This is a genomic window from Thauera butanivorans, assembly GCF_048398245.1.
In the GTDB taxonomy this organism is placed as follows: domain Bacteria; phylum Pseudomonadota; class Gammaproteobacteria; order Burkholderiales; family Rhodocyclaceae; genus Thauera; species Thauera butanivorans.
The window spans coordinates 2,148,216-2,172,382 of record NZ_CP183038.1 but is presented as its reverse complement, the minus strand read 5'-3'; the positions used below and the strand labels follow the sequence as shown (position 1 = coordinate 2,172,382).

The 24,167-nt window shown below is 64.5% G+C and carries 17 protein-coding genes; 4 read left to right on the top strand and 13 right to left on the bottom strand.

Translation table 11 applies throughout. The features are described from left to right. Positions 1–39: 39 nt before the first annotated feature. The 7 genes from clpB to acs form a co-directional block, all read right to left on the bottom strand. Complete coding sequence (clpB, locus tag ACNQFN_RS10435; RefSeq protein WP_418648747.1) at positions 40–2,619, bottom strand: ATP-dependent chaperone ClpB; 2,580 nt, start codon at positions 2,617–2,619, stop codon at positions 40–42. Between the two features lie 78 nt (positions 2,620–2,697). Continuing rightward, entirely contained in the window at positions 2,698–4,743 is a 2,046-nt protein-coding gene (locus ACNQFN_RS10430) for a VC_2705 family sodium/solute symporter (protein ID WP_418648746.1), read from the bottom strand. Positions 4,744–4,783: 40 nt separating this feature from the next. Continuing rightward, positions 4,784–6,973, bottom strand: coding sequence for a PolC-type DNA polymerase III (locus tag ACNQFN_RS10425; RefSeq protein WP_418648913.1), 2,190 nt, complete (start codon positions 6,971–6,973; stop codon positions 4,784–4,786). A 6-nt stretch (positions 6,974–6,979) separates the two neighbouring features. Next, positions 6,980–7,348: a response regulator transcription factor gene (locus tag ACNQFN_RS10420; RefSeq protein WP_418648745.1), complete on the bottom strand. Its 369-nt coding sequence runs from the start codon at positions 7,346–7,348 to the stop codon at positions 6,980–6,982. A gap of 31 nt (positions 7,349–7,379) precedes the next feature. Beyond that, on the bottom strand, positions 7,380–10,121 hold the full coding sequence (locus tag ACNQFN_RS10415; protein ID WP_418648744.1) for an ATP-binding protein: 2,742 nt from the start codon (positions 10,119–10,121) through the stop codon (positions 7,380–7,382). Between the two features lie 10 nt (positions 10,122–10,131). After that, complete coding sequence (locus tag ACNQFN_RS10410) at positions 10,132–10,329, bottom strand: hypothetical protein (protein WP_418648912.1); 198 nt, start codon at positions 10,327–10,329, stop codon at positions 10,132–10,134. A gap of 193 nt (positions 10,330–10,522) precedes the next feature. Further along, positions 10,523–12,487, bottom strand: a complete 1,965-nt coding sequence (acs, locus tag ACNQFN_RS10405; protein WP_418648743.1) for an acetate--CoA ligase — start codon at positions 12,485–12,487, stop codon at positions 10,523–10,525. A 278-nt stretch (positions 12,488–12,765) separates the two neighbouring features. Here acs and ACNQFN_RS10400 point away from each other — a divergent pair, with 278 nt between their 5' ends. Continuing rightward, positions 12,766–14,298 carry a fumarate hydratase gene (locus ACNQFN_RS10400; protein WP_418648742.1) on the top strand — a complete coding sequence of 511 codons (1,533 nt, stop codon included), beginning with the start codon at positions 12,766–12,768 and terminating at the stop codon, positions 14,296–14,298. A 135-nt stretch (positions 14,299–14,433) separates the two neighbouring features. On the opposite strand, the gene ACNQFN_RS10395 is transcribed toward ACNQFN_RS10400, so the two are convergent. From ACNQFN_RS10395 to ppsA, 5 genes are all read right to left on the bottom strand, one after another. Next, positions 14,434–15,171, bottom strand: coding sequence for an amino acid ABC transporter ATP-binding protein (locus ACNQFN_RS10395; RefSeq protein WP_068635481.1), 738 nt, complete (start codon positions 15,169–15,171; stop codon positions 14,434–14,436). Between the two features lie 58 nt (positions 15,172–15,229). After that, positions 15,230–15,901 carry an amino acid ABC transporter permease gene (locus tag ACNQFN_RS10390; protein WP_418648741.1) on the bottom strand — a complete coding sequence of 224 codons (672 nt, stop codon included), beginning with the start codon at positions 15,899–15,901 and terminating at the stop codon, positions 15,230–15,232. A gap of 2 nt (positions 15,902–15,903) precedes the next feature. Next, positions 15,904–16,659 (bottom strand): amino acid ABC transporter permease, encoded by a 756-nt coding sequence (locus tag ACNQFN_RS10385; protein ID WP_418648740.1) that lies wholly within the window; start codon positions 16,657–16,659, stop codon positions 15,904–15,906. Positions 16,660–16,770: 111 nt separating this feature from the next. Next, a complete protein-coding gene (locus ACNQFN_RS10380; RefSeq protein WP_068635484.1) occupies positions 16,771–17,667 on the bottom strand; it encodes an amino acid ABC transporter substrate-binding protein in 897 nt (298 codons plus the stop codon). Positions 17,668–17,834: 167 nt separating this feature from the next. Further along, a complete protein-coding gene (gene ppsA, locus ACNQFN_RS10375) occupies positions 17,835–20,201 on the bottom strand; it encodes a phosphoenolpyruvate synthase (RefSeq protein WP_418648739.1) in 2,367 nt (788 codons plus the stop codon). A gap of 128 nt (positions 20,202–20,329) precedes the next feature. Between ppsA and ACNQFN_RS10370 the strand changes: the two genes are divergently transcribed. The 3 genes from ACNQFN_RS10370 to msrB all read left to right on the top strand — a co-directional run bounded on the left by ACNQFN_RS10370 (position 20,330) and on the right by msrB (position 22,893). Further along, complete coding sequence (locus ACNQFN_RS10370; RefSeq protein WP_068636527.1) at positions 20,330–21,163, top strand: pyruvate, water dikinase regulatory protein; 834 nt, start codon at positions 20,330–20,332, stop codon at positions 21,161–21,163. A 112-nt stretch (positions 21,164–21,275) separates the two neighbouring features. Next, positions 21,276–22,445 (top strand): DUF2863 family protein, encoded by a 1,170-nt coding sequence (locus ACNQFN_RS10365; RefSeq protein WP_068636528.1) that lies wholly within the window; start codon positions 21,276–21,278, stop codon positions 22,443–22,445. A 34-nt stretch (positions 22,446–22,479) separates the two neighbouring features. Beyond that, positions 22,480–22,893 carry a peptide-methionine (R)-S-oxide reductase MsrB gene (msrB, locus tag ACNQFN_RS10360; RefSeq protein WP_068636529.1) on the top strand — a complete coding sequence of 138 codons (414 nt, stop codon included), beginning with the start codon at positions 22,480–22,482 and terminating at the stop codon, positions 22,891–22,893. A gap of 75 nt (positions 22,894–22,968) precedes the next feature. Here msrB and ACNQFN_RS10355 read toward each other — a convergent pair whose 3' ends face one another. Then, complete coding sequence (locus tag ACNQFN_RS10355) at positions 22,969–24,150, bottom strand: acetyl-CoA C-acyltransferase family protein (RefSeq protein WP_068636530.1); 1,182 nt, start codon at positions 24,148–24,150, stop codon at positions 22,969–22,971. Positions 24,151–24,167 lie beyond the last annotated feature (17 nt).

Below are 24,167 nucleotides of genomic sequence, written 5' to 3'. Positions count from 1 at the left end.
TCTGCCAAGACGGCAGTTTATCGCATTCTGCTGCTACGATCAGGCTTGCTCGAACTGCAGCTTGCCGTCCCTGGCATCGACCTTGACGCGATCCTTGGCGGCGAAGCGCCCTTCGAGAATCGCCTTTGCCAGCGGATTCTCGATGCGCTCCTGGATCGCCCGCTTCAGCGGCCGTGCGCCGAACACCGGATCGAAGCCTGCTTCCGCCAGTTCGGCCAGTGCGGCATCCGTGACCTCCAGCGCCATGTCCAGCCGCGCCAGGCGCCGCTGCAGGTACTGCAGCTGAATTTTCGCGATGCCGGCGATGTGCTTCTCGTCGAGGGCGTGGAACACCACGACTTCATCGATCCGGTTGATGAACTCGGGGCGGAAGTAGGTCTTCACCTCGGCCATCACCGCGAGCTTGATCACGCCGTAGTCGTCGCCGGCCATGGCCTGGATCATCTGGCTGCCGAGGTTCGAGGTCATCACGATCACGGTGTTCTTGAAGTCCACCGTGCGGCCCTGGCCGTCGGTCATGCGGCCGTCGTCGAGCACCTGCAGCAGCACGTTGAAGACGTCCGGGTGGGCCTTCTCGACCTCGTCGAACAGGATCACGCTGTAGGGCTTGCGCCGCACCTGCTCGGTCAGGTAGCCGCCCTCCTCGTAGCCGACGTAGCCCGGCGGCGCGCCGATCAGGCGGGCGACCGAGTGCTTCTCCATGAACTCGCTCATGTCGATGCGGATCAGGTGCTCTTCCGAATCGAACAGGAAGCTCGCCAGCGTCTTGCACAGCTCGGTCTTGCCCACGCCGGTCGGGCCGAGGAACAGGAAGGAGCCATAAGGCCGGTTCTCGTCCGCCAGGCCGGCGCGCGAGCGGCGGATGGCATCCGCCACCAGGCGCACCGCCTCGTCCTGGCCGACCACGCGCTCGTGCAGCTTGTCTTCCATGTGCAGCAGCTTCTCGCGCTCGCCCTGCATCATCTTGCTGACCGGAATGCCGGTGGCGCGCGACACCACCTCGGCGATTTCCTCGGTGCCGACCTGGGTGCGCAGCAGCTTGTTCGGCGCGCCACCGTCACCGGCCTGCTCCGCCACCTTCAACTGCGCTTCGAGCTGGGGCAGCTTGCCGTACTGCAGCTCGGCGACCTTGTCGAGCTGGCCCTTGCGCTGGAATTCCGCCATCTGCGCACGCAGCGCGTCGATCTCTTCCTTGATGTGGGCCGAGCCGGCAACCTTGGCCTTCTCCGCCTTCCAGATTTCCTCGAGGTCGTTGTACTCGCGCTGCAGCTTCTCGAGTTCTTCCTCGATCAGTTGCAGGCGCTTCTGCGAAGCTTCGTCCTTTTCCTTCTTCACCGCCTCGCGCTCGATCTTGAGCTGGATCATGCGGCGGTCGAGCTTGTCCATGACCTCGGGCTTGGAGTCGATCTCCATCTTGATCCGTGCCGCGGCCTCGTCGATGAGGTCGATCGCCTTGTCCGGCAGGAAGCGGTCGGTGATGTAGCGATGGGAGAGCTCGGCGGCGGCGACGATGGCCGGGTCGGTGATGTCGACGCCGTGGTGGATCTCGTACTTCTCCTGCAGGCCGCGCAGGATGGCGATGGTGGCTTCCACCGTCGGCTCTTCCACCAGTACCTTCTGGAAGCGGCGCTCCAGCGCGGCGTCCTTCTCGATGTACTTGCGGTATTCGTCCAGCGTGGTGGCGCCGATGCAGTGCAGTTCGCCGCGCGCCAGCGCAGGCTTCAGCATGTTGCCGGCGTCCATCGCGCCTTCGGCCTTGCCGGCGCCGACCATGGTGTGGATTTCGTCGATGAACAGGATGATCTGCCCTTCTTCCTGGGCGATCTCCTTCAGCACCGCCTTCAGCCGCTCCTCGAACTCGCCGCGGTACTTGGCGCCGGCCAGCAATGCCGCCATGTCGAGCGACAGCACGCGCTTGCCTTTCAGCGTCTCCGGCACTTCGTCATTGACGATGCGCTGCGCCAGGCCTTCGACGATGGCGGTCTTGCCGACGCCGGGCTCGCCGATCAGCACCGGGTTGTTCTTGGTGCGGCGCTGCAGGATCTGGATCGCGCGGCGGATCTCGTCGTCGCGGCCGATCACCGGGTCGAGCTTGCCGCTGCGGGCGCGCTCGGTAAGGTCCAGGCAGTACTTGTTCAGCGATTCGCGCTGGCCTTCGGCGTCCTGACTGCCGACGCTCGCGCCGCCGCGCACCGCCTCGATCGCGGCTTCCAGCGCCTTGCGCGACAGGCCGTGCTCCTTCAGCAGGCGGCCGGCTTCGCCCTTGTCGTCCGCGAGCGCGAGCAGGAACATCTCGCTGGCGATGAACTGGTCGCCGCGCTTCTGCGCTTCGCGGTCGGTGACGTTGAGCAGGTTGTTGAGGTCGCGGCCGATGCTGACTTCGCCGCCATGGCCTTCGACCTTGGGCAGCCGGCCGATGGCCTTGCCGAGCGCGTTCTTCAGCGGCGGAACGTTGACGCCGGCGCGCTGCAGCAGCGACACGCTGCCGCCGTCGTCCTGTTCGAGCAGCGCCTGCAGCACGTGCAGCGGCTCGATGAATTGCTGGTCGTTGCCCACGGCGATGCTCTGCGCATCGGCGAGGGCCTGCTGGAACTTGGTCGTGAGCTTGTCGAAGCGCATGGAAGCCATCCTCGGGATTCGTTGAACTGAACCCTATGTGGGGTGCATTGCCCGCGCTTCAAGTGGGATGCTATCGGCTCAATTCGGCCTGTGCACGTCCGACGGCAGTTGCGGATAGCGCACATAATCCACGAGGTCCTGGATTTCCTGCGGTGGCGGCCTGGTCAGCAGGCTGACGACGACGATGGTCAGGAAACCCAACGGCACGCCGAACACCCCGGCCGAAATCGAACTGATGCCAAACCAGGCATTGTCCATCGAACCGCCGAAGAAGCCGTGCGTGCGCACCATGTAGAACACCGTGACCGTCAGCCCGACCAGCATGCCGGCGACCGCGCCGGGCCGGTTGGCCCGTTTCCAGAAGATGCCCAGCACCAGCGCCGGAAACAGCGCCGAAGCGCCGATCGAGAACGCCAGCCCGACCGTGAACAGGATGTTGTCCGGCCGCAGCGAGGCGACCCAGGCCGCCACCACGGCGACCACCAGCAACTGCGACTTGGAGATCACCAGGCGCCGATGGGCCGAGGCCGTCGGCCGCAGCACCTTGTAATACAGGTCGTGCGAAAAGGCGTTGGAAATCGTCAGCAGCAGCCCGTCGGCGGTGGACAGCGCCGCCGCCAAGCCGCCCGCCGCCACCAGCCCGGACACCACGTAGGGCAAGCCGGCGATCTCCGGCGTGGCGAGCACGATGACGTCGGTGTTCAGGCTCAGCTCGGCAAGCTGCAGGATGCCGTCGCCGTTCAGGTCCTCGATCTTCACCAGCCCGACCTTGCCCCAAGACATCACCCAGTCGGGCAGGATGTCGAGGCTGGAGCCGACGAGGTTGTGATAGACCTCCCACTTGGCGAACACTGCATAGGCCGGCGCGGTGACGTAGAGCACGAAGATGAAGAACATCGACCACAGCACCGACTTGCGCGCATCGACCACACCCGGCGTGGTGTAGTAGCGCATCAGGATGTGGGGCAGGCCCGCAGTGCCGAGCATCAGCACGAACATCAGCGCGAGGAAGTTGTTGCGCGCGATGCGGGACTCCTCCGGCGTTTCGCCGGGATGGGCCTCGGCATGGCGCGGCGGCGGCCGGGCTCGTTCGAGTGCTTCGGCACGCGCCTTCTCCCATACCAGTTTCGCGTCACCGGGCGTGCGCGGCAAATCGCGCAGCGCACGTTCGGCCAGCGCGATCTCGCGTGCCGAGGCATTGCCCAGGCGCAGCGCATTGAGACGTTCAATCATGGCGCGGCGCTCGAGCTCGAGCGACTCCGGCAGCCGCGCCATCCGGTCGGCATAGCTTTCGGCGCGCTGGCGGTACAGCCCGCGCACCTCGACTTCGTCGGGGGCGTCGAACAAGACTTCCTCGCGCGCGCTGATCTGCTGCAGCACCGCGCCATAGACCGCCTGCGGAATCGGCACGTCGGTGAGCTTGTACGACAGGATCACCACCGGCACCAAGTAGGCGATGACCAGGATCACGTACTGTGCGACCTGGGTCCAGGTCACCGCCCGCATGCCGCCCAGGAAGGAGCACAGCAGAATGCCGGCGAGGCCGATGAACAGGCCGATCTCGAACTCGATGCTGATGAAGCGGCTGGTCACCAGGCCCACGCCGTAGATCTGCGCCACCAGGTACACGAAACTGGCGAGCACCGTCGCCACCAGCCCGACCACGCGCGCGACGTTGCCCTGATAGCGCTCGCCGAGAAAGTCCGGAATGGTGTATTGGCCGAACTTGCGCAGATAGGGCGCGATCAGCAGCGCCACCAGCACGAAGCCGCCGGTCCAGCCGGTGACGAAGGCCAGCCCTTCGAAGCCGGAGAAGTACAGCGTGCCCGCCAGGCCGATGAAGGATGCCGCGCTCATCCAGTCGGCCGCGGTGGCCATGCCGTTGAACAGCGCGGGAACGCGCCGGCCGGCGACGTAGTACTCCGACACGTTCGAGGTCCGGCTCATGACGCCGATGCCGGCGTAGATCGCGATAGTGACGAACAGGAAGGTGTGGCCGATCACGCCTTGCGGCAGGCCCAGGTATTCGCCGATGGCGAGCCCGACGACGAACAGCAGGAAGATGCCTGTGTACCAGGCGTAGTAACGCTTGAGCCGGCTGGTGAAAGCGGATTGGGCGCTCACGGTCTATCCCGCCCGAAGGCGCCGGCTGGGGTGCGATGCATCAATACTTGATCCGTGCGTAGTAGGTCTGCTCCGCGGCTTCGCGCGCCTCGCGCAGGGTCCGGATGCCCTTGTCCGCCAGCAGCGGAACGAGTTTCAGGAACACCTCGGCGGTGACGATGGCGTCGCCGAGCGCGGTATGCCGGCCGACGATCGTCAGGCCGAGCCGCTCGGCGATCGCCTCCAGGCGGTGCGACTCCTGGTTCGGATGCACCACCGCCGACAGCAGCAGAGTATCGAGCACCGGCTGGTCGAAGCGCAAGCCGGTCGCTTCTTCCTTGAGCTGCAGGAAGCGCATGTCGAAAGCGGCATTGTGGGCGATCAGCACGGTATCGGCGGCAAAGGCATGGAAAGCCGGCAATACCGTGTCGATCGCGGGCTGTCCCTTCAGCATCTCCTCGGTGATGCCGTGGATCTCCGCCGACGCCGCCGCAAGCGGCCTGCGCGGGTCGATCAGCTGCTCGAAGGATTCGTTGCGCAGCAGCTTGCCGTTGAGGATGCGGGTGGCGCCGATCTGGATGATCTCGTCGCCCTGCGAAGGGTTGAGCCCGGTGGTTTCGGTATCGAATACCGTGAACACCAGCTCGGTCAGCGGACGGTCCTCGATCCCGTGCGATTTCTCCGACCAGGCGAAAAGGTCGAAATCGTAGTATTCCGGCCGGCTCTCGCCGCGCAGGAACAGCTCGGCCTCGGCCTGCTCCTGCGGCACGGCGGCGGGCAGCAGCACGCGGAAGAAGGCGCGGTGGCGGACTTTCTCGCGCTCCAGCCACATTTCGCCGTCGTGGCGATCGATGACGTCGCGCACCGTCAGCGGGCTGCTTTCGTCCTCGATCCGCATCGGCTCGAGCTCCCAGCTCATCACCGTCTCGGTGCTCATCGCCTGGCCCGACCAGATCAGGTCGAGGTGCACGAGGCGCCCGGCCGCGGTGAGGCGGAAGCGCACTTCGCGTACCTCGAACTCGTCGGACAGGCGGCTCGCCAGATAGGTCAGGGCCTGGATCAGCGAGAAGCTATCGACCTTCACCCACAGGTTTTCATCGATCTCCTCGAGCTTGGTGCGCAACTCGATGCGCTGCTCGATGCGGCGCTGGACGGCCGCGACCAGGTCGGCGCCGAGCATTTCCTCCAGCGGCCAGCGCGCCTTCAGCGAATCGGCGAAGGCCTCGGCGGTCTCGTTGAGACGCTGGCTCATGCCTTGCACCTCGTCGCGGATCACGCGGCGGAAGCGGTCGCGCATGTCGTCGGGCAGGTCGCCGTACTCGAGCATTTCCGCCGCCGCCCGCACGTTCGCCAGCGCGGCGCGGTTGCCTTCGGTCAGGTTGTGCAGCATCTGGTCGCGGCGCGACTCGGTCTCGAAGTTGCGGGTGATGTTGTCGAGCATCAGGATGAAGCCGGTCTGCGTGCGTTCGGCCTCCTCCCCGGCTGCGCCTTCCCCTTGCGGCTTCGCCACCGACAGCACCGGCGCCATCTGCACCCGCAGCAACTGCCCGGCACGCGTGGTGGTGACGAAGTTGGCCTGCGGCTGGGCGGCACCGCGCCTGAGGCGCTGCTGGATGGTTTCGAGCGCATGGGCGATCAGGTTGCGCTCGAACACCGCGTAGATCGAACGGCCGAGGCCGATCAGCTCGCCGCCGCCGGCCACGCCCGGCGCGTCGGACAGGGCACGGAACTGCATGCGCGCGCGGTTGTTGTAGAGCAGGATGCGGCCGTCCAGGTTGCACACCACCACGCTCTGGGTCAGCTCGGACATCAGCGCGGCGAGGCGGTTCTTCTCCTGCTCGACCGAATCCTTGGCCCGGGCGATCTGCGCCTCGACGTCGGCAAGGATCTCGTCGCGCTGGCTTGCCAGCTCGTTCGCCGCGCTCGCCAGCATCCGCACTTCGGGCGGCCCTTCGGGCTGAACGCGGAAACCGCGGTTGGCGCCGAGCATCAGGCGCAGGTTCTCCGCCATCCGCAGCAGGCCTTGCACGTACTGGCGAAACAGGATGCGCAGCACGCCGACGCCGGCGGCAAAACCCACGATGGTCAGCATCGTGCCGATACCGAGATGGGGCAGCAGGACCTCGGTCAACTGCTGCCGGCCTTCGTCATGCGTCTCGAGCCAGACGATCAGGGCAGTGAGAACGAACGGGCCGGTCATCAACAGGCCGAGAACGACGACCGCGAGGGCAAAGCGCGTGCGGGCCGACATCATCGTTCAGCCTCCCAGCAGACTGCGGACCTTCTCCACCAGCTCCTTGGTCGAGAACGGCTTGGTCATGTAGGCATCGGCGCCGAGCGCCAGCCCTTTCGCCACCTCGGTGTCGCGCCCCTTGGCGGTCAGCATCAGGATGCGGACCGCCGCCATGGCCGGATCGGCCTTGATTTCCTGACAGACCTCGAAACCGCTCTTCTTCGGCATCATCACGTCCAGCAGGACGAGGTCCGGATGCTCGCTGCGGATCCGCCGTGCCGCCTCTTCTCCATCGTTCGCCACCAGCACCTCGAAACCCTCGCGCTTCATGAGGAATTCCAGCGATATGACGATGTTTTGTTCGTCGTCTGCGATCAGGATCTTCTTGGTCATGCTCTTCTCCTCCCTCCTGCGCCATTCTATGTCATTCGCCGTCCGCGGCAGGCGGCAAGGGAAGCTCGAACGAGAAAGTCGCGCCGTCTCCGGGTATCGACTCCAGCCACAAGCGGCCGCCGAAATGCTCGACGATCTGGCGACTGATCGGCAAGCCCAGCCCGGTGCCCTGCGGGCGCGAGCGCTCGTCCCCACCCTGCCTGAACTTCTGGAAGATCACCGCTTCGAGTTCGGGCGCGATGCCCGGCCCGTTGTCACGCACATCGACCCTGATCCGGCCCTCGTCGGCAGTCAACCGCACATCGACGCGCCCACCCTGCGCCGGCACGAACTTGGCCGCATTCGACAGCAGGTTGAGCATCACCTGCAACAGGCGGTCGTGATCGGCACGCAGCATCGGCACCGCGTCGGGCAGCTCGAGCCCGATCTCGGCATCGCGATCCCGGAACAGCTGCCGTGTCGCCTCGATGGCATGCGTCACCAGTTCGCGCATGTCGATGTCGGTGTTGTGCCACTCCGCATGGCCGGCTTCGATCTTGGCCAGATCGAGCACCTGGTTGACCAGGCGCGTCAGGCGTACCGTCTCGGACACGATGATGCCGAGGAAGCGCTGGCGGTCGTCGACGTCGATGTCCGGGTCGTCGAGCATCATCTCGGACAGCGCCCGGATCGAGGTCAGCGGCGTGCGCAGCTCGTGCGTGACCGAAGACATGAAGTCGTCCTTCAGCCGGTCGAGTTCCTTCAGCTTGTCGTTGGCCGCGCGCAGTTCTGCCGTGGCCGCTTCGAGCTCGCGCGACTTTTCTTCGAGCTGGTGCGAGTAGGCCCTGACCTGCGAGGCCTCGTCGAGGATGTCCATCACCTCGCCCAGGCCGAGCGGCTCCTCCTGCACCACGGTCGACACCATGACGCGGGCCGAGGCGCTGCCGATCGCGCCGGCCAGCAGCGATTCGGCGAAATTGACCAGGTCGGAATCGGCCTTCAGCTTGTCCATGCCGTCCACGCCGCGGCTGCGCGCATAGGCATGGAAAGCCTCCTCGGTGCGGCGCTGCCCCAGGAAGCGGGCGACCAGCGGAATCAGGTCGGCGACTTCCGCGCGGCCGCGCCAGAAACCTGCCGGCGGGCTGTCGCCGCGGCGGAAGACATTGACAAACAACGCGCCCTGCCCCGCCTCGGCGGTGGTCGGGACGCGCAGCAGCGACACGAACACATAGCAGCCGATGTTGGCGAACAGGCTCCAGAACAGCGCATGGCTGATGTTGTCGAGCCCGGCAAGGCCGAACAACTGCTCCGGCCGCAGCCAGGCCAGGCCGAACAGCCCGTCGTCGAGGAAGGCCGGATCCAGCCAGCCGGACTTGGCGAAGGACGGCAGCAGCAAGGTGTAGGCCCACACCAGGAAACCGGCGAGCAGGCCGGCGAAGGCGCCGTCGCGCGTGCCGTTGCGCCAGTACATGCCGCCCAGCATCGCCGGCGCGAACTGGGCGACGGCGGCGAAGCTGATCAGGCCGATGCTGACCAGCGCATAAGCTTCGCCGGCGAGGCGGAAGTACAGGTAGCCGAGCAGCAGCACGCCGACGATCGCGCCGCGGCGGATGCCGAGCAGCAGCCGGGTCAGGTCGCGCTGCGCCGACAGCCCCAGCCGGCGGCTGCGCAGCAAGATCGGCATCACCAGGTCGTTGCACACCATCGTCGACAGCGCGATGGCTTCAACGATGACCATGCCGGTGGCCGCCGACAGGCCGCCGATGAACACGAACAGAGCCAGCGCGGCATTGTCGTGCGCCAGCGGCAGCGTCAGCACGAAAGTGTCCGGATCGACCGTGCCCTGGCCAAAATGCAGCAGGCCGCCGAGCGCGATCGGGATCACGAAGATGTTGATCGCCAGCAGATAGGCCGGAAACAGCCAGGTCGCGCGCCGCAGGTGCTGCTCATTGACGTTCTCCACCACCGCGATCTGAAACTGGCGCGGCAGGAAGATGCCCGCCAGCATCGCCAGCAGCACGTGCGCGAACCAGCCGCCGTAGCCGATCTTGCCGGTGCTGTCGAAGATCAGCAGACTGGCGAGCCCGGAGTGCTCGCGCGCCCGCGCGTACAGGTCGGTGAAGCCGTCGTACAGCCAGTAGGTGACATAGACGCCGACGGCAAGGAAGGCGAGCAGCTTGACCACCGACTCGAAGGCGATCGCGGCGACCATGCCTTCGTGCCGCTCGGTGGCATCGAGATGGCGGGTGCCGAACAGCACGGTGAAGGCTGCCAGCGTCAGGGCGATGTAGAGCGTGCTGTCCAGCCACCAGTCGGTGTTCGCGCCGAGCGGCAGCGGGCTGCCGGCATCCTCCACCAGCAAGGCATAGGCGCTGGAAATGGCCTTGAGCTGCAGCGCGACGTAGGGAAGGATGCCGACCACGGCGATGATGGTGACGAGCCCGCCCAGCATGTGGCTCTTGCCGTAGCGCGAAGCGATGAAGTCGGCGATCGAGGTGATCCGGTGGCTGCGCGAGATGCGGATCATCTTCAGCACCACCAGCCAGCCGAGCGCCATGCCCAGCGTGGGGCCGAGATAGGTCGGCAGGAACCAGATGCCGCCCGAAGCGGCGCGGCCGACGCTGCCGAAATAGGTCCAGGCGGTACAGTAGACGGCCAGCGACAGGCCGTAAGTCCAGGCGTTGTCGATGACCGAGCGCCCCTGGTCGGCGCGGCGGTCGCCGAAATAGGCCACCGCGAAAAGCGTCAGCAGATAGGCGAACGAAGCGCCGATGATGAGCCAGCCCGGAAGCATCCGCCTGCCCTCAGCGCGCGCCGCGCTCGACGATCCAGCCCACGGCGGCGATCAGTCCGCCCCAGACCGTGAACAGGTACACATGCAGCAGCGGCAGCCCGAACAAGGTCACGGGCCGGTCGAACAGCGACAGCAACGGAAAATTGAGCAGCAGGACGCCCGCGATGAACATCGCGACCAGCCGTTGCCCGGCAAGTCCCTTGCGCATCATGCCCCTCCCATGATGACCGCTCCGGCAAAAAACGAATGCGCCCCCCGCTCTTGCGGCAGGTTGGGCGCATCGCACGTACGGGCGGCGGCATCGAGCACGCCGCCCCCTCTCCCCCGCCCGGCTTCATGGCCGGACCTTCCCTTGTTCCTGTGCCGGCCGGGCTCTTGCGGCCCGGCTCGGCCGAACTGCCTCAGCCCTTGAGCTGCTCGAGGATCTGCGGGTTCTCGAGCGTCGAGGTGTCCTGGGTGACGTCTTCGCCCTTGGCCAGCTGGCGCAGCAGGCGGCGCATGATCTTGCCCGAGCGCGTCTTCGGCAGGTTCTCGCCGAAGCGGATGTCCTTCGGCTTGGCGATCGGCCCGATCTCGTGGCCCACCCAGGTCTGCAGCTCCTTGATCACCGCGGCGGCCTCTTCGCCGGTCGGGCGCGGCCCCTTCAGCACCACGAAGGCCACGATCGCCTCGCCGGTGACGTCGTCCGGACGGCCGACCACGGCCGCTTCGGCGACCTTCTCGTGCGCGACCAGCGCCGATTCGATTTCCATCGTGCCCATGCGGTGGCCGGACACGTTCAGCACGTCGTCGATACGGCCGGTGATGGTGAAGTAGCCCGTCTCGGCGTCACGGATGGCGCCGTCGCCGGCCAGGTAGAGCTTGCCCTTGAAGTCGTCCGGGTAGTAGGACTTCTTGAAGCGCTCCGGATCGCCCCAGATGGTACGGATCATCGACGGCCACGGACGCTTGATCACCAGGATGCCGCCCTGGCCCCACGGCACTTCGGTGCCGGTCTCATCGACCACCGCGGCCTGGATGCCCGGGAAGGGCAATGTGCACGAACCCGGCACCATCGGCGTCGCGCCCGGCATCGGCGTGATCACGTGCGCACCGGTTTCGGTCTGCCAGAAGGTATCGACGATCGGGCAGCGGCCGCCGCCGACGTTGTCGTAGTACCACTGCCAGGCCGCCGGGTTGATCGGCTCGCCGACCGAGCCGAGCAGACGCAGGCTGGACAGGTCGTACTTGGTCGGATGCACCACCGGGTTGTTGTCGGCGGCCTTGATCAGCGAGCGGATCGCGGTCGGCGCGGTGTAGAAGACGGTGACCTTGTGGTCCTGGATCATCTTCCAGAAACGGCCGGCGTCCGGATAGGTCGGCACGCCTTCGAAGACGATCTCGGTCGCGCCGCAGGCAAGCGGGCCGTAGGCGATGTAGGTGTGGCCGGTGACCCAGCCGATGTCGGCGGTGCACCAGAAGATGTCTTCCGGCTTGATGTCGAAGCTGTACTTCATCGACATCACGGCCTGCAACAGGTAGCCGCCCGTCGAGTGCTGCACGCCCTTCGGCTTGCCGGTGGAACCCGAAGTGTAGAGGATGAACAGCGGGTGCTCGGCTTCGACCCATTCCGGTTCGCAGACTTCGGACTGGCCTTCGCAGGCGTCGTGGAACCAGGTATCGCGGCCGGCGACGATGTTGCAGTCGCCACCGGTGCGCTTGACCACGATGACGTTCTTGATCGTGTCGCAGCCGCCCAGCGACAGCGCCTCGTCGGCGATCGGCTTCAGCGGCAGCGCCTTGCCGCCGCGGTGCTGGCCGTCGGAGGTGATCAGCGCCACGGCGCCGGCATCCTCGATGCGGTCGCGCAACGCCTGGGCAGAGAAGCCGCCGAAGACGATCGAATGGGTGGCGCCGATGCGGGCGCAGGCCTGCATCGCGACGACGCCTTCGATCGACATCGGCATGTAGATGACGACACGATCGCCCTTCTTGACACCCATGCCGCGCAGCGCGTTGGCGAACTTGCCGACGCGGGCCAGCAGATCCTTGTAGGTGACCTTGGTGACGTCGCCACTGTCGGCTTCGAAGATCAGCGCGACCTTGTCGCCCAGGCCGTTTTCGACGTTGCGGTCGAGACAGTTGTAGGAGACGTTCAGCTTGCCGTCGGCGAACCATTTGAAGAAGGGGGCGTCGCTTTCGTCGAGCACCTGGGTGAAGGGCACTTTCCAGTCGAGCAGTTCCTTGGCGTGGCGCGCCCAGAAACCTTCGTAGTCGTCTTCTGCTTCCTTGCACAACGCACGGTACCCGTCCATGCCGGATACCGCAGCGTTTTTCACCATCTCTTCCGAGGGGTTGTAAATGCGGACTTGCTGCTCATTGGACATGCTCACCTCTCCTCAACTGATCAAATGGTTGAAGCTGACCCCTTGCGGGTCGTCGACCGGTTGGTTCCGGCCTTGAAATGGTTGCGGCAGCCACGCTCCCGCCGGCTACCGCCGAATTCGACACATTTAAGAATATGTATCTTACACAGGACTTACACAAGCCCCTGCCCTGCATCGACGACATGGCCGGCGCACGGCGATGCTAAAATTCGCCGATTGATCGAAGTCCGATCCAATTTCGGCATTCTGCCCCCACGCCATCCCGGAGACCAAGCGCCATGACGATTATTCGCGAAGAAGACCTCATTCAGTCGATTGCGGATGCGTTCCAGTACATCAGCTACTACCACCCGCTCGACTACATCAAGGCGCTTGGCGAAGCCTACGAACGCGAACAAAGCCCGGCGGCGAAGGACGCCATCGCGCAGATCCTGACCAACTCGCGCATGTGCGCCGAAGGCCACCGCCCGATCTGCCAGGATACCGGCATCGCCGTCGTGTTCATGAAAGTGGGCATGAACGTGCAATGGGATTCGAAGCTGAGCGTGCAGGAAATGATCAACGAAGGCGTGCGCCGCGCCTACAACCACCCCGACAACAAGCTGCGCGCCTCGGTGCTGCTCGACCCCGCCGGCAAGCGCCAGAACAGCAAGGACAACACGCCGGCAGTGGTGCATTACGAGATCGTCCCCGGCGATCACGTCGAGATCATCTGTGCGGCCAAGGGCGGTGGCTCGGAGAACAAGTCGAAGATGGTGATGCTGAACCCGTCCGACTCGATCGTCGACTGGGTGATCAAGACCGTGCCGACCATGGGCGCCGGCTGGTGTCCGCCGGGCATCCTCGGCATCGGCATCGGCGGCACGCCGGAAAAGGCGATGCTGCTGGCCAAGGAATCGCTGATGGAGCCGGTCGACATCCACGAACTGCGCGAAAAAGCCGCTTCCGGCGCCCCGCTCACGCGCGTCGAGGAACTGCGCCTCGAGCTGATGGACAAGGTCAACGCGCTGGGCATCGGCGCCCAGGGCCTGGGCGGCCTGACCACCGTGCTCGACGTCAAGATCATGGACTATCCGACGCACGCCGCCTCGCTGCCGGTGGCAATGATCCCGAACTGTGCGGCGACCCGCCACGTCCACTTCCACCTCGACGGCTCCGGCCCGGCAAAGCTGGAGACGCCGAAGCTGGAAGACTGGCCGCAGGTCACCTGGACCGCCGACACCAACGTCGCCACCCGTGTCAATCTCGACACCCTGACCAAGGAAGAAGTCGCCTCCTGGAAGCCGGGCCAGATCCTGCTGCTCAACGGCAAGATGCTCACCGGCCGCGACGCCGCGCACAAGCGCATCGCCGACATGCTCGAAAAGGGCGAGAAGCTGCCGGTCGACTTCACCAACCGCGTCATCTACTACGTCGGCCCGGTCGACCCGGTGCGCAACGAAGTCGTCGGCCCCGCCGGTCCCACCACCGCCACCCGCATGGACAAGTTCACCCGCATGATGTTGGAAAAGACCGGCCTCATCTCGATGATCGGCAAGTCCGAGCGCGGCCCGGTCGCGATCGAGGCGATCAAGGACAACAAGTCCGCCTACCTGATGGCGGTCGGCGGCTCGGCCTACCTGGTGTCGAAGGCGATCAAGGAAGCGAAGGTCGTCGGCTTCGCCGATCTCGGCATGGAAGCGATCTACGAGTTCACCGTGCAGGACATGCCGGTGACGGTCGCGGTGGATGCCAACGGCACCAGCGTGCATAACACCGGCCCGAAGGAATGGCAGGCGAAGATCGGCAAGATCCCGGTCGCGGTCGTCTGACCCTCCCGCCACAACAAACGAAAAACCCGGCCTCGCGAGCCGGGTTTTTCATCGCCGGACCGCCTTCCTGGGGGGCAGCGACCTCACGCGGCAGGAGAGCGTGAGGCCACGTTTCGTTGTGCGGCTGCGGCAGGCTCAGTGCTGCAGGATCTTGCCCAGGAAATCCTTGGTGCGCGACTGGCGGGCGTCGGGATTGCCGAAGAAGTCGTCCTTCGTGCAGTCCTCCAGGATCTTGCCGCCGACATCCATGAAGATGACGCGGCTCGCCACCTTGCGGGCAAAGCCCATCTCGTGGGTCACGCACATCATGGTCATGCCCTCGTTGGCGAGGCTGACCATCACGTCCAGCACCTCGCCGACCATCTCGGGGTCGAGCGCCGAAGTGGGTTCGTCGAACAGCATCACGATCGGGTCCATCGACAATGCGCGGGCGATCGCCACCCGCTGCTGCTGGCCGCCCGACAACTGGCCCGGGAACTTGTCCTTGTGCGCCATCAGGCCGACGCGGTCGAGCATCTTCAGGCCGCGCTTCCTGGCCTCGTCCTGGCTGCGCCCGAGCACCTTGACCTGGGCGATGGTCAGGTTCTGCGTCACCGTCAGATGGGGGAACAGCTCGAAATGCTGGAACACCATGCCGACCTTGCTGCGCAGCTTGGGCAGGTTGGTCTTGGGGTCATGCACCGGCGTGCCATTGACCCAGATCTCGCCTTTCTGGATGGGCTCCAGTGCATTGATGGTCTTGATCAGCGTGGATTTGCCCGAACCCGAAGGCCCGCAGACGACGACGACTTCGCCCTTTTCGATATGGGTCGAGCAATCGTCGAGCACCTGGAAGCTGCCATACCACTTGGAGACGTTCTTGAGTTCGATCATGAATAAATCCTCATGCAGCTTCGCAATCGACGCGACAGCCTTTTGTTGCACGGTCCGCTCAATGGATGATGGCGATCCTCTTGTGCAGCCGCTTCACCAGATGCGACAGCGTATAGCAGATCACGAAATACACGACTGCAGCGGCGACGAAGGCTTCGATCGGCCGGCCGTAGTTCTTGCCCGCCACCTCGAAGCCCTTGAGCATGTCGTAGGCGCCGATGGCATAGACCAGCGAGGTATCCTGGAACAGGATGATGGTCTGCGTCAGCAATACCGGCAGCATGTTGCGGAAAGCCTGCGGCAGCACGATCAGGCGCATGTTCTGGCCGTAGGTCATGCCCAGCGCCTGGCCTGCGGACATCTGCCCGCGCGGCACGGACTGGATGCCGGCGCGCATGATCTCTGAGAAGTAGGTCGCCTCGAAGGCGATGAAGGTGATGACCGCCGACATCTCGGCGCCGATGGGCCGGCCGATGATCATCGGTACCAGCAGGAAGAACCACAGGATCACCATCACCAGCGGAATGCTGCGCATGCCGTCCACATAGATAGTGGCCGGCATCACCAGCCACTTGCGGCCCGACAGCCGCATCATCGCCAGCAGCGTGCCGAAGAAGATGCCGCCCAGGGTGGCGACCACGGTCAACATCACGCTGAAATACAAGCCCTTCAGAATGAAGTTGGAGATGAGATCCCAGTTGTAGAAGGAAAAATCGAACGAGAGGTTCATGTTCAGTGCCCTCCCGCCGCACCCGGCGCCACCAGCCCGGGCACCCGCACACGCTTCTCGATGAAGGTCATGATGCGGTTGATGGTGAACGCGGAGACGATGTACAGGCCCGTCACCGCCATATAGACCTCGATGCCGCGGCCGGTTTCTTCCTGTGCCTGCATCGCGAACATCGTCAATTCGGTCACCGACACCGCAAAGGCCACGGACGAGTTCTTGAAGATGTTCATCGTCTCGCTGGTCAGCGGCGGAATGATGATGCGGAAGGCATTGGGCAGCAGCACGTAGCGGTAGGTCTGCCAGGTCGTGAAGCCCACCGCCATGCCGGCATAGCGCTGGCCGCGCGGCAGGGCCTGGATACCCGAGCGCACCTGCTCGGCGATGCGCGCCGAAGTGAAGAAGCCGAGCGCCAGCACCACCAGCGTGAAGCCCGACATCGATTTCATCGCCGGGAAGACGGCCGGCACCACGTGATACCACAGGAAGATCTGTACCAGCAGCGGAATGTTGCGGAAGACTTCCACCCAGGCGTTGCCGAAGCGCACGATCCACTTGCTGTCGGGCAAGGTGCGCAAGGTGCCGATCACCACCCCCGTGACCAGTGCAAGCAGCAGCGCCAGCAGCGATACGGAGACGGTCCAGCCCCATGCGGACAGCATCCAGTCGAGGTAGGTGATGTCCCCGCCGGTGCCGAAACAGCCCTCACGGACCGTGCGGTCCAGGGTGTCCTCGCAAAACATCTGCCAATCCCAGGCCATAGGATTTCCTTCCAGGTACAGAAACGGCGGCCTGCAGCTCTGCGGCCACCCATTGAAAAACCCTTTCCCGCCGGCCATCCGGGCGGGAAAGGGTGTTTTCAGGATCGGAGCTTACTCGTTGTAGGCTTCCTTGGGCTTGTTGTTGGGATTGTTCCAGGCCTCGCGGGTGGCGTCGGACAGCGGCAAGCCCACCGCGGTGTTGGTCGGCGGAATCGGCTGCAGGAACCATTTGTCCCACAGCTTCTCGAGCGTGCCGTCCTGGACCTGGCGGGCGATCGAATCATTCACCGCCTTCAGGAAAGCCGGATCGTTCTTGCGCAGCATGCAGGCGATGGGTTCGGTCGACAGCGGCTCGCCGACGATCTTGAAGTCCTTCGGGTTCTTGGACTTGGAGATGTTGGCAGCCAGAATCGAGGCGTCCATCACGAAGGCATCCGCGCGGCCGGTTTCCAGCAGCAGGAAGCTGTCGGCGTGATCCTTGCCATTGATGTCCTTGAACTTGATGCCCGACGCGCGCTTGTTCTGGCGCAGCAACTGCACCGAGGTGGTACCGGTGGTGGTCGCCACCGTCTTGCCATCCAGGTCCTTGACGTCGTTGATGTCGGAATCCGCCTTCACCGCAATGCGCACCTGCTCCACGTAAGTGGTGTTGGCGAAATCGACTTCCTTCTGGCGGTTCAGGTCATTGGTGGTGGAGCCGCATTCGAGATCGACCGTGCCATTGACCACCAGCGGAATGCGGTTCTGCGAGGTGACGGGCTGATATTTGACGTTCAGCTTCGACAGGCCCAGTTCCTTCTGGAGATCCTGAACGATGTTCTCCGCCATTTCGGTGTGGAAGCCGACATATTTACCGCCGCCCAGGGTATAGGCCAGGCCGGAGGATTCACGCACGCCCAGCGTGATGCTGCCCGAAGATTTGATCTTCGCAAGGGTGTCACCAGTCTGCGCCATGGTCGAGGTGGCGGCCAGCGCCGTAATGGCAATCGCGAGCAGATGTTTCTTCATTGTGTCCCCTTCGATGCTTGTTCAGGAGAGTTCATTCTAGAACATCTTTTCATTTTGACGTATAGACATAATTTCAGCAGAACTGATCGATCCTGGTGCAGCACACGCAGAAAAAAGAGGCATCCGCCAGCCGGCGGATGCCCCCATCAGACGAGCGGAATTACGAATCAGCCAGCGCGGTGCGCGGCCAGTTTCAGCCAGGTATCGACCACCGTATCCGGGTTCAGCGAAATGGTCTGGATGCCTTCGTCCATCAGCCACTCGGCGAAGTCGGCATGGTCGGACGGCCCCTGGCCGCAGATGCCGACGTACTTGTCGAGCCTGTTGGCAGCGCGGATCGCCATCGACAGCAGTTGCTTGACCGCCGGATCACGCTCGTCGAAAGCGTGCGCAACCAGGCCGGAGTCGCGGTCCAGGCCCAGCGTAAGCTGGGTGAGGTCGTTGGAGCCGATCGAGAAGCCGTCGAAGTGTTCCAGGAACTGCTCGGCCAGGATGGCGTTGGACGGGATCTCGCACATCATGATGAGCTTGAGATCGTTCACGCCGCGCTTCAGGCCGTGCTCGGCCAGCAAATCGACCACGCCTTCGGCCTCTTCGAGATTGCGCACGAACGGAATCATGATCTGCACGTTGGTCAGGCCGAGCTCGTTGCGCACCTTCTTCATCGCCGCCACTTCCATCTCGAAGCAGTCGCGGAAGGAATGCGCGATGTAGCGCGAGGCGCCGCGGAAGCCGAGCATCGGGTTTTCTTCTTCCGGCTCGTAGATCTCACCGCCCAGCAGCTTGCGGTATTCGTTCGACTTGAAGTCGGACATGCGCACGATGACCGGCTTCGGGTAGAAGGCAGCGGCGATCGTCGCCACGCCCTCGACCAGCTTCTCGATGAAGAACTGCTTGGGCGTCGCGTAGCCGCGCGAACGGCGGTTGATCTCGTCGCGCAGATTGGCCGGCACCTGGCCGATGTCGAGGATCGCCTTCGGGTGGATGCCGATCATGTTGTTGATGACGAACTCCAGCCGCGCCAGGCCGACGCCGCCGTTGGGGATCTGGGCGAACTCGAAGGCCAGTTCGGGGTTGCCCACGTTCATCATGATCTTCACCGGGATTTCCGGCAGATTGCCCATGTCGGTGGTGATGACCTCGAACTCCAGCTTGCCGCGATAGACGTAGCCGGTGTCGCCCTCGGCGCAGGACACGGTGACGGATTCGCCTTCGCCCAGCACGTCGGTGGCGTTGCCGCAGCCGACGATGGCGGGAATGCCCAGCTCACGCGCGATGATCGCGGCGTGGCAGGTGCGCCCGCCGCGGTTGGTGACGATGGCGCTGGCGCGCTTCATCACCGGCTCCCAGTTCGGGTCGGTCATGTCGGTGACGAGCACGTCGCCCGCCTGCACGCGATTCATCTCGGATGCATCGCCCACCACGCGCACCACGCCGGCGCCGATCTTCTGGCCGATCGCACGGCCGTGGGTCAGCGCCTTGCCGTACTGCTTCAGGCGGTACTTTTCCATCACCAGGCCGGTATCCTGGCTCTTCACCGTCTCGGGGCGGGCCTGCAGGATGTAGAGCTTGCCATCCTGGCCGTCCTTGCCCCATTCGACGTCCATCGGGCGGCCATAGTGCTTCTCGATGATGACCGCGTAGCGCGCCAGCTCCAGCACGTCCTCGTTGGTCAGCGAGAAGCGGTTGCGGTCGGCCTCGGGCACATCCACCGTGCGCACCGACTTGCCGGCCACGGCCTTGTCGGTGAACACCATCTTGATCAGCTTGGAACCCAGGTTACGGCGGATGATCGCCGGCTTGCCCTGTGCCAGCGTGGGCTTGTGCACATAGAACTCGTCCGGGTTCACCGCGCCCTGCACCACGGTCTCGCCCAGACCGTAGGACGCGGTGATGAACACCACCTGGTCGAAGCCCGACTCGGTGTCGATCGAGAACATCACGCCCGAGGCGCCCGAATCCGAGCGCACCATGCGCTGCACGCCGGCCGACAGCGCCACGTCGGCATGGGCGAAGTTCTTGTGTACGCGATAGGCGATCGCGCGGTCGTTGTACAGCGACGCGAACACTTCCTTCATCGCGTGCAGGATGTTCTCATAGCCGTGGATGTTCAGGAAGGTTTCCTGCTGGCCGGCGAACGAAGCGTCCGGCAAATCTTCGGCGGTGGCCGAGGAGCGCACGGCGAAACTGCCCTCGCCTTCTGCGGTAATCTTGTTGTAGGCGGCCTTGATCTCGGCTTCGAGCTTGGCCGGAAACGGAATGTCGATGATCCACTGACGAATCTGCGCGCCCGTCTTCGCCAGGGCATCGACGTCATCGACGTCGAGCGCGTCGAGCGCGGCATTGATGCGATCGGCTAGGCCATCGTGCGCCAGAAATTCGCGGTAGGCTTCCGCGGTGGTCGCAAAACCGCCCGGAACACGGACGCTCGAAGGCAGCTGGCTGATCAGTTCGCCGAGCGAGGCGTTCTTGCCGCCGACCTTTTCGACGTCGGTCATGCGAAGTTCGTTGAAAGGAATCACGTAGCGCGTCATGGATGACCTTCCGCAAAAGAGAGATAGAAAGCAAAATTCGATTTTAACGTTTTATTGTGCTCTGCCGCACGACAGGGTTTGCCCCAATGCCGACCCTGTCCCGCTCCGAGCAAATACAGGCAGCGATCATGACTGACACCCCCATCCGCACCGTCTTCTTCGTCTCCGACGGCACCGGCATCACGGCCGAAACCCTTGGCCACAGCCTGCTTGCGCAGTTTCCGGAGGGGCGCTTCCGGCAGGTGCGCGCACCTTTCGTCGACGACATCGACAAGGCCATCGACTGTGCAAGCCAGATCCGCGAAGCCGCTGCAAGCGACGGAGCACGTCCGATCGTGTTCAGCACGCTGGTGAACGAAGACACGGTCGCTGCACTGCACAACGCCGATGCGCTGTTTCTCGACCTGTTCGACCGCTTCATCGGCCCGCTCGAAACCGAGCTCGGCCAGCGCTCGACGCACGCGGTCGGGCGCTTCCACGGCATCGCCGACAGCATCGACTACAAACACCGCATCGAAGCGATCAACTTCGCCATGGCCCACGACGACGGCGTCTCGAACAACGGCGAACTGGAAGAAGCCGACGTCATCCTGGTCGGTGTCTCCCGCTCCGGCAAGACGCCGACCAGCCTCTATCTGGCCATGCAGTTCGGCGTCAAGGCCGCCAACTACCCACTGATCCCCGAAGACTTCGAGCGCAACAAGCTGCCCGGCGAATTGCACAAGTACCGCCGCAAGCTCTTCGGCCTCACCATTGCCGCCGAACGCTTGTCGCAGATCCGCCAGGAACGCCGCCCCAACAGCCGCTATGCCTCGCTGGAAAACTGCCGCTACGAGATCGATGCCGCACAGAAGCTGATGCGCCGCGAGAACATCCGCTGGCTCGACTCGACCACCAAGTCGATCGAAGAGATCTCGGCCACCATCCTGCAGACCGTGCATGTCGAACGCCCGGCGTTCTGAAGCGCTGCGTCGAGCCGCCGTCGGCGGCGGCCTCCGCTTATTCGGTTAGAATGTGATCCTCTCGCCTGCAATCCGACACAGGCGTCACCGCAAGAAGCAACAGGACTGCACAATGAAAAGAACGCGCATCAAGCGCCGCGGCGGCCTCGGACGCATCGCTGAACAACTGACATGGCTCGCAAACGGCCTTGCCGAATCGAGCAGCCGCATCGAGGACAGCTACTGGGAGCAGCAGTTGAGTGCCGCGCTGGACGAGCACCTCGAAAACAACGAAGAAGAAGCACTCAACATCGCGCTGGACCACCTCTACAGCACCGAAGCACGCGCGTACGACGAACTGGCCGATTTCATCGAGTCGCGCGCCGAATGTGCCACCGGTGCTTTCGCCGACCATGACGTCGTGCTCATCGCCGCACCCATCCTTGCTTGGTCGCGCTACCGCATCCCGGCAGTCGCCGTGCCGTCGGCCGTGCTCGCCAATCTGCGCGTCCATTTCCAGGCCCACGTCCTCGCCCAGGACGCCCGCCTCGCCGTCGCCAACTTCCTGTTCAGCCCCGACCAACTGCCCCAGGGCTATTGCGCCACGGCGGAATTCGCCAAGATGCTCGGCAATGCGGCGATGAACGATTCGGACCTTCGCATCGACACCGAAGGCATGCCGGACACCGCACAATTCCTGTCCGACACCCGCTACCTGCTCGCCGCCGCTGCCGTGCCCCGCGGCAAGCCGGTTTTCCGCTGGCAGGAAAGGGACGGCAGCCGCGACAGTGCGCGCGAACAATGGCGCATCCAGGGCGGCGCCTGTCTGGCGCCCCTGCTGCCGGGCTGTGCGGTCGACCTCGTGCTGCCCGAGCCCTATTTCGCCGCCAGCCGCGCTGCCGACAAGGACAGCCGCCCGTACTCCGTGCGCGCCTCGGTCGCCTACCTGGGAACGGCGCTCGAAGTCCCTGCCTCCAACCTGCGCGCCGTCATCGCGCCGTTCTGGGACCGTGAGCTCGAGGAATACCGCATCGGCTTCAGCGTGCGCGGCGGTGAGCAGGTCGTGCATGGCGTGGTCTGGCCCCTGCTCGGCGCCGAAGACGACAGCACCGACATTCCCGGCCAGATCGAAGCGGTGCTGCGCGAATGCGGCCTCACCGACGTCATCCACCTCGACCACCAGTTCCCGCTCGAATACTGCGACGACTGCGGAGCGCCGATGTACCCCTCCGCCGAAGGCGAAACCGTGCATGCCGAAATGCCGGAAGAGCAGATGGAACAAATGCCCCGCCATCTGCACTAATCGCTGTTGCAGCCACTGACGGAGATCGGAAAGCATGAGCAAGATCGACAAGAGCGACGCCGAATGGCGCGCCCAGCTTACCGACGAGCAGTATCGGGTGACGCGCCGCAAGGGTACCGAGCGCGCGTTCACCGGGCAGTACTGGGATACCTGGGACAAGGGCGCCTACAACTGCGTGTGCTGCGGCGCCCCGCTGTTCCGCTCGGAGCACAAGTTCGACGCAGGCTGCGGCTGGCCCAGCTTCTGGACCGCGGCCGAACCCGACAACGTCGCCACCGCGGCTGATCACAGCCACTACATGGTGCGCACCGAAGTGCTCTGCAGCCAGTGCGGCGCCCATCTCGGGCACGTGTTCGACGACGGCCCGCAGCCGACCGGGCTGCGCTACTGCATCAACTCGGCGTCGATCGAGCTGGAAGAAGACACGGACAAACCCTCTCCGCCGTAATCCGGCAGTTGGGTAGTCAGAAAAAAACCGCGCTGCCCTGAGGCAAGCGCGGTTTTTCATGGGTGGAAGCAGCGTTTACACGCGTTCCCACACCGTGGTGATGCCTTGGCCGCCGCCGATGCACATCGTGGCCACGCCATAACGGCCATTGGTGCGGATCAGCTCGTGCAGCAGCTTGGTGATGATCACCGAGCCGGTCGCGCCCACCGGGTGGCCCAGCGAAATGGCGCCGCCGTTCGGGTTGACCTTGGCCGGATCCAGGCCCAGACCACGGTTGACCGTGATCGACTGCGCCGCAAAGGCTTCATTGGATTCGATCACGTCGATCTGGTCCAGCGTCAGGCCGGCGCGCTGCAGCGCGAGCTTGGTGGCGGGGATCGGGCCTTCGCCCATCACTTCGTTCGGCACACCGGCGATGGCGTAGGACACCAGGCGGGCGATCGGCTTGTGGCCGGCGGATGCCGCCTTGGCAGCGTCGGCCAGCAGCAGGAAAGCAGCAGCGTCGTTGATGCCCGACGCGTTGCCGGCCGTCACCGAACCGTCCTTCTTGAAAGCCGGCTTCATCTTGGCCAGCGCTTCCATGGTGGTCATGCGCGGATGCTCGTCGGTATCGAACACCACGGTGCCCTTGCGGGTTTCGAAGGTGATCGGCACGATCTGGCTCTTGAAACGGCCTTCGGCGATGGCTGCGGCAGCACGCTTCTGCGATTCCAGCGCAAAGGCATCCTGCTCTTCGCGGCTGATGCCGTGCTTGGAGCACAGGTTTTCGGCAGTGATCCCCATGTGGCCGACACCGAAGGGGTCGGTCAGCACCGCGACCATCGAGTCGATCGCCTTGGTATCGCCCATGCGCGCACCGCTGCGCAGCGCCGGCAGCAGGTAGGCGCCGCGCGACATCACTTCGACACCGCCACCGATGGCGTAATCGGCATCACCCAGCATGATCGCCTGGGCCGAGCTGACGATCGCCTGCTGGGCCGAGCCACACAGGCGGCTCACCTGGAACGCGACCGAATCCATCGACATGCCGGCGTTGATGGTGGCGACGCGCGACACATAGGCATAGCGGGCATCGGTCGGAATGACATGGCCGACGGAAGCGAACGAAACCGCCTTCGGGTCCACACCGGCACGCGCGATCGCTTCCTTGATCACCACTGCGCCGAGATCGGACGGCTCCATGTCCTTCAGCGAGCCACCAAAACCACCGACAGCGGAACGAACAGCGCTCAGAACAACGACTTCACGATTTGCCATGCACACTCCCTCCTATT

Coding starts and splice junctions, on each gene's coding strand:
- clpB (WP_418648747.1), bottom strand. CDS start 2,619: ATGCGCTTCGACAAGCTCACGACCAAGTTCCAGCAGGCCCTCGCCGAT.
- ACNQFN_RS10425 (WP_418648913.1), bottom strand. CDS start 6,973: ATGTCGGCCCGCACGCGCTTTGCCCTCGCGGTCGTCGTTCTCGGCCTG.
- ACNQFN_RS10420 (WP_418648745.1), bottom strand. CDS start 7,348: ATGACCAAGAAGATCCTGATCGCAGACGACGAACAAAACATCGTCATA.
- ACNQFN_RS10415 (WP_418648744.1), bottom strand. CDS start 10,121: ATGCTTCCGGGCTGGCTCATCATCGGCGCTTCGTTCGCCTATCTGCTG.
- ACNQFN_RS10410 (WP_418648912.1), bottom strand. CDS start 10,329: ATGCGCAAGGGACTTGCCGGGCAACGGCTGGTCGCGATGTTCATCGCG.
- acs (WP_418648743.1), bottom strand. CDS start 12,487: ATGTCCAATGAGCAGCAAGTCCGCATTTACAACCCCTCGGAAGAGATG.
- ACNQFN_RS10400 (WP_418648742.1), top strand. CDS start 12,766: ATGACGATTATTCGCGAAGAAGACCTCATTCAGTCGATTGCGGATGCG.
- ACNQFN_RS10395 (WP_068635481.1), bottom strand. CDS start 15,171: ATGATCGAACTCAAGAACGTCTCCAAGTGGTATGGCAGCTTCCAGGTG.
- ACNQFN_RS10390 (WP_418648741.1), bottom strand. CDS start 15,901: ATGAACCTCTCGTTCGATTTTTCCTTCTACAACTGGGATCTCATCTCC.
- ACNQFN_RS10385 (WP_418648740.1), bottom strand. CDS start 16,659: ATGGCCTGGGATTGGCAGATGTTTTGCGAGGACACCCTGGACCGCACG.
- ACNQFN_RS10380 (WP_068635484.1), bottom strand. CDS start 17,667: ATGAAGAAACATCTGCTCGCGATTGCCATTACGGCGCTGGCCGCCACC.
- ppsA (WP_418648739.1), bottom strand. CDS start 20,201: ATGACGCGCTACGTGATTCCTTTCAACGAACTTCGCATGACCGACGTC.
- ACNQFN_RS10370 (WP_068636527.1), top strand. CDS start 20,330: ATGACTGACACCCCCATCCGCACCGTCTTCTTCGTCTCCGACGGCACC.
- ACNQFN_RS10365 (WP_068636528.1), top strand. CDS start 21,276: ATGAAAAGAACGCGCATCAAGCGCCGCGGCGGCCTCGGACGCATCGCT.
- msrB (WP_068636529.1), top strand. CDS start 22,480: ATGAGCAAGATCGACAAGAGCGACGCCGAATGGCGCGCCCAGCTTACC.
- ACNQFN_RS10355 (WP_068636530.1), bottom strand. CDS start 24,150: ATGGCAAATCGTGAAGTCGTTGTTCTGAGCGCTGTTCGTTCCGCTGTC.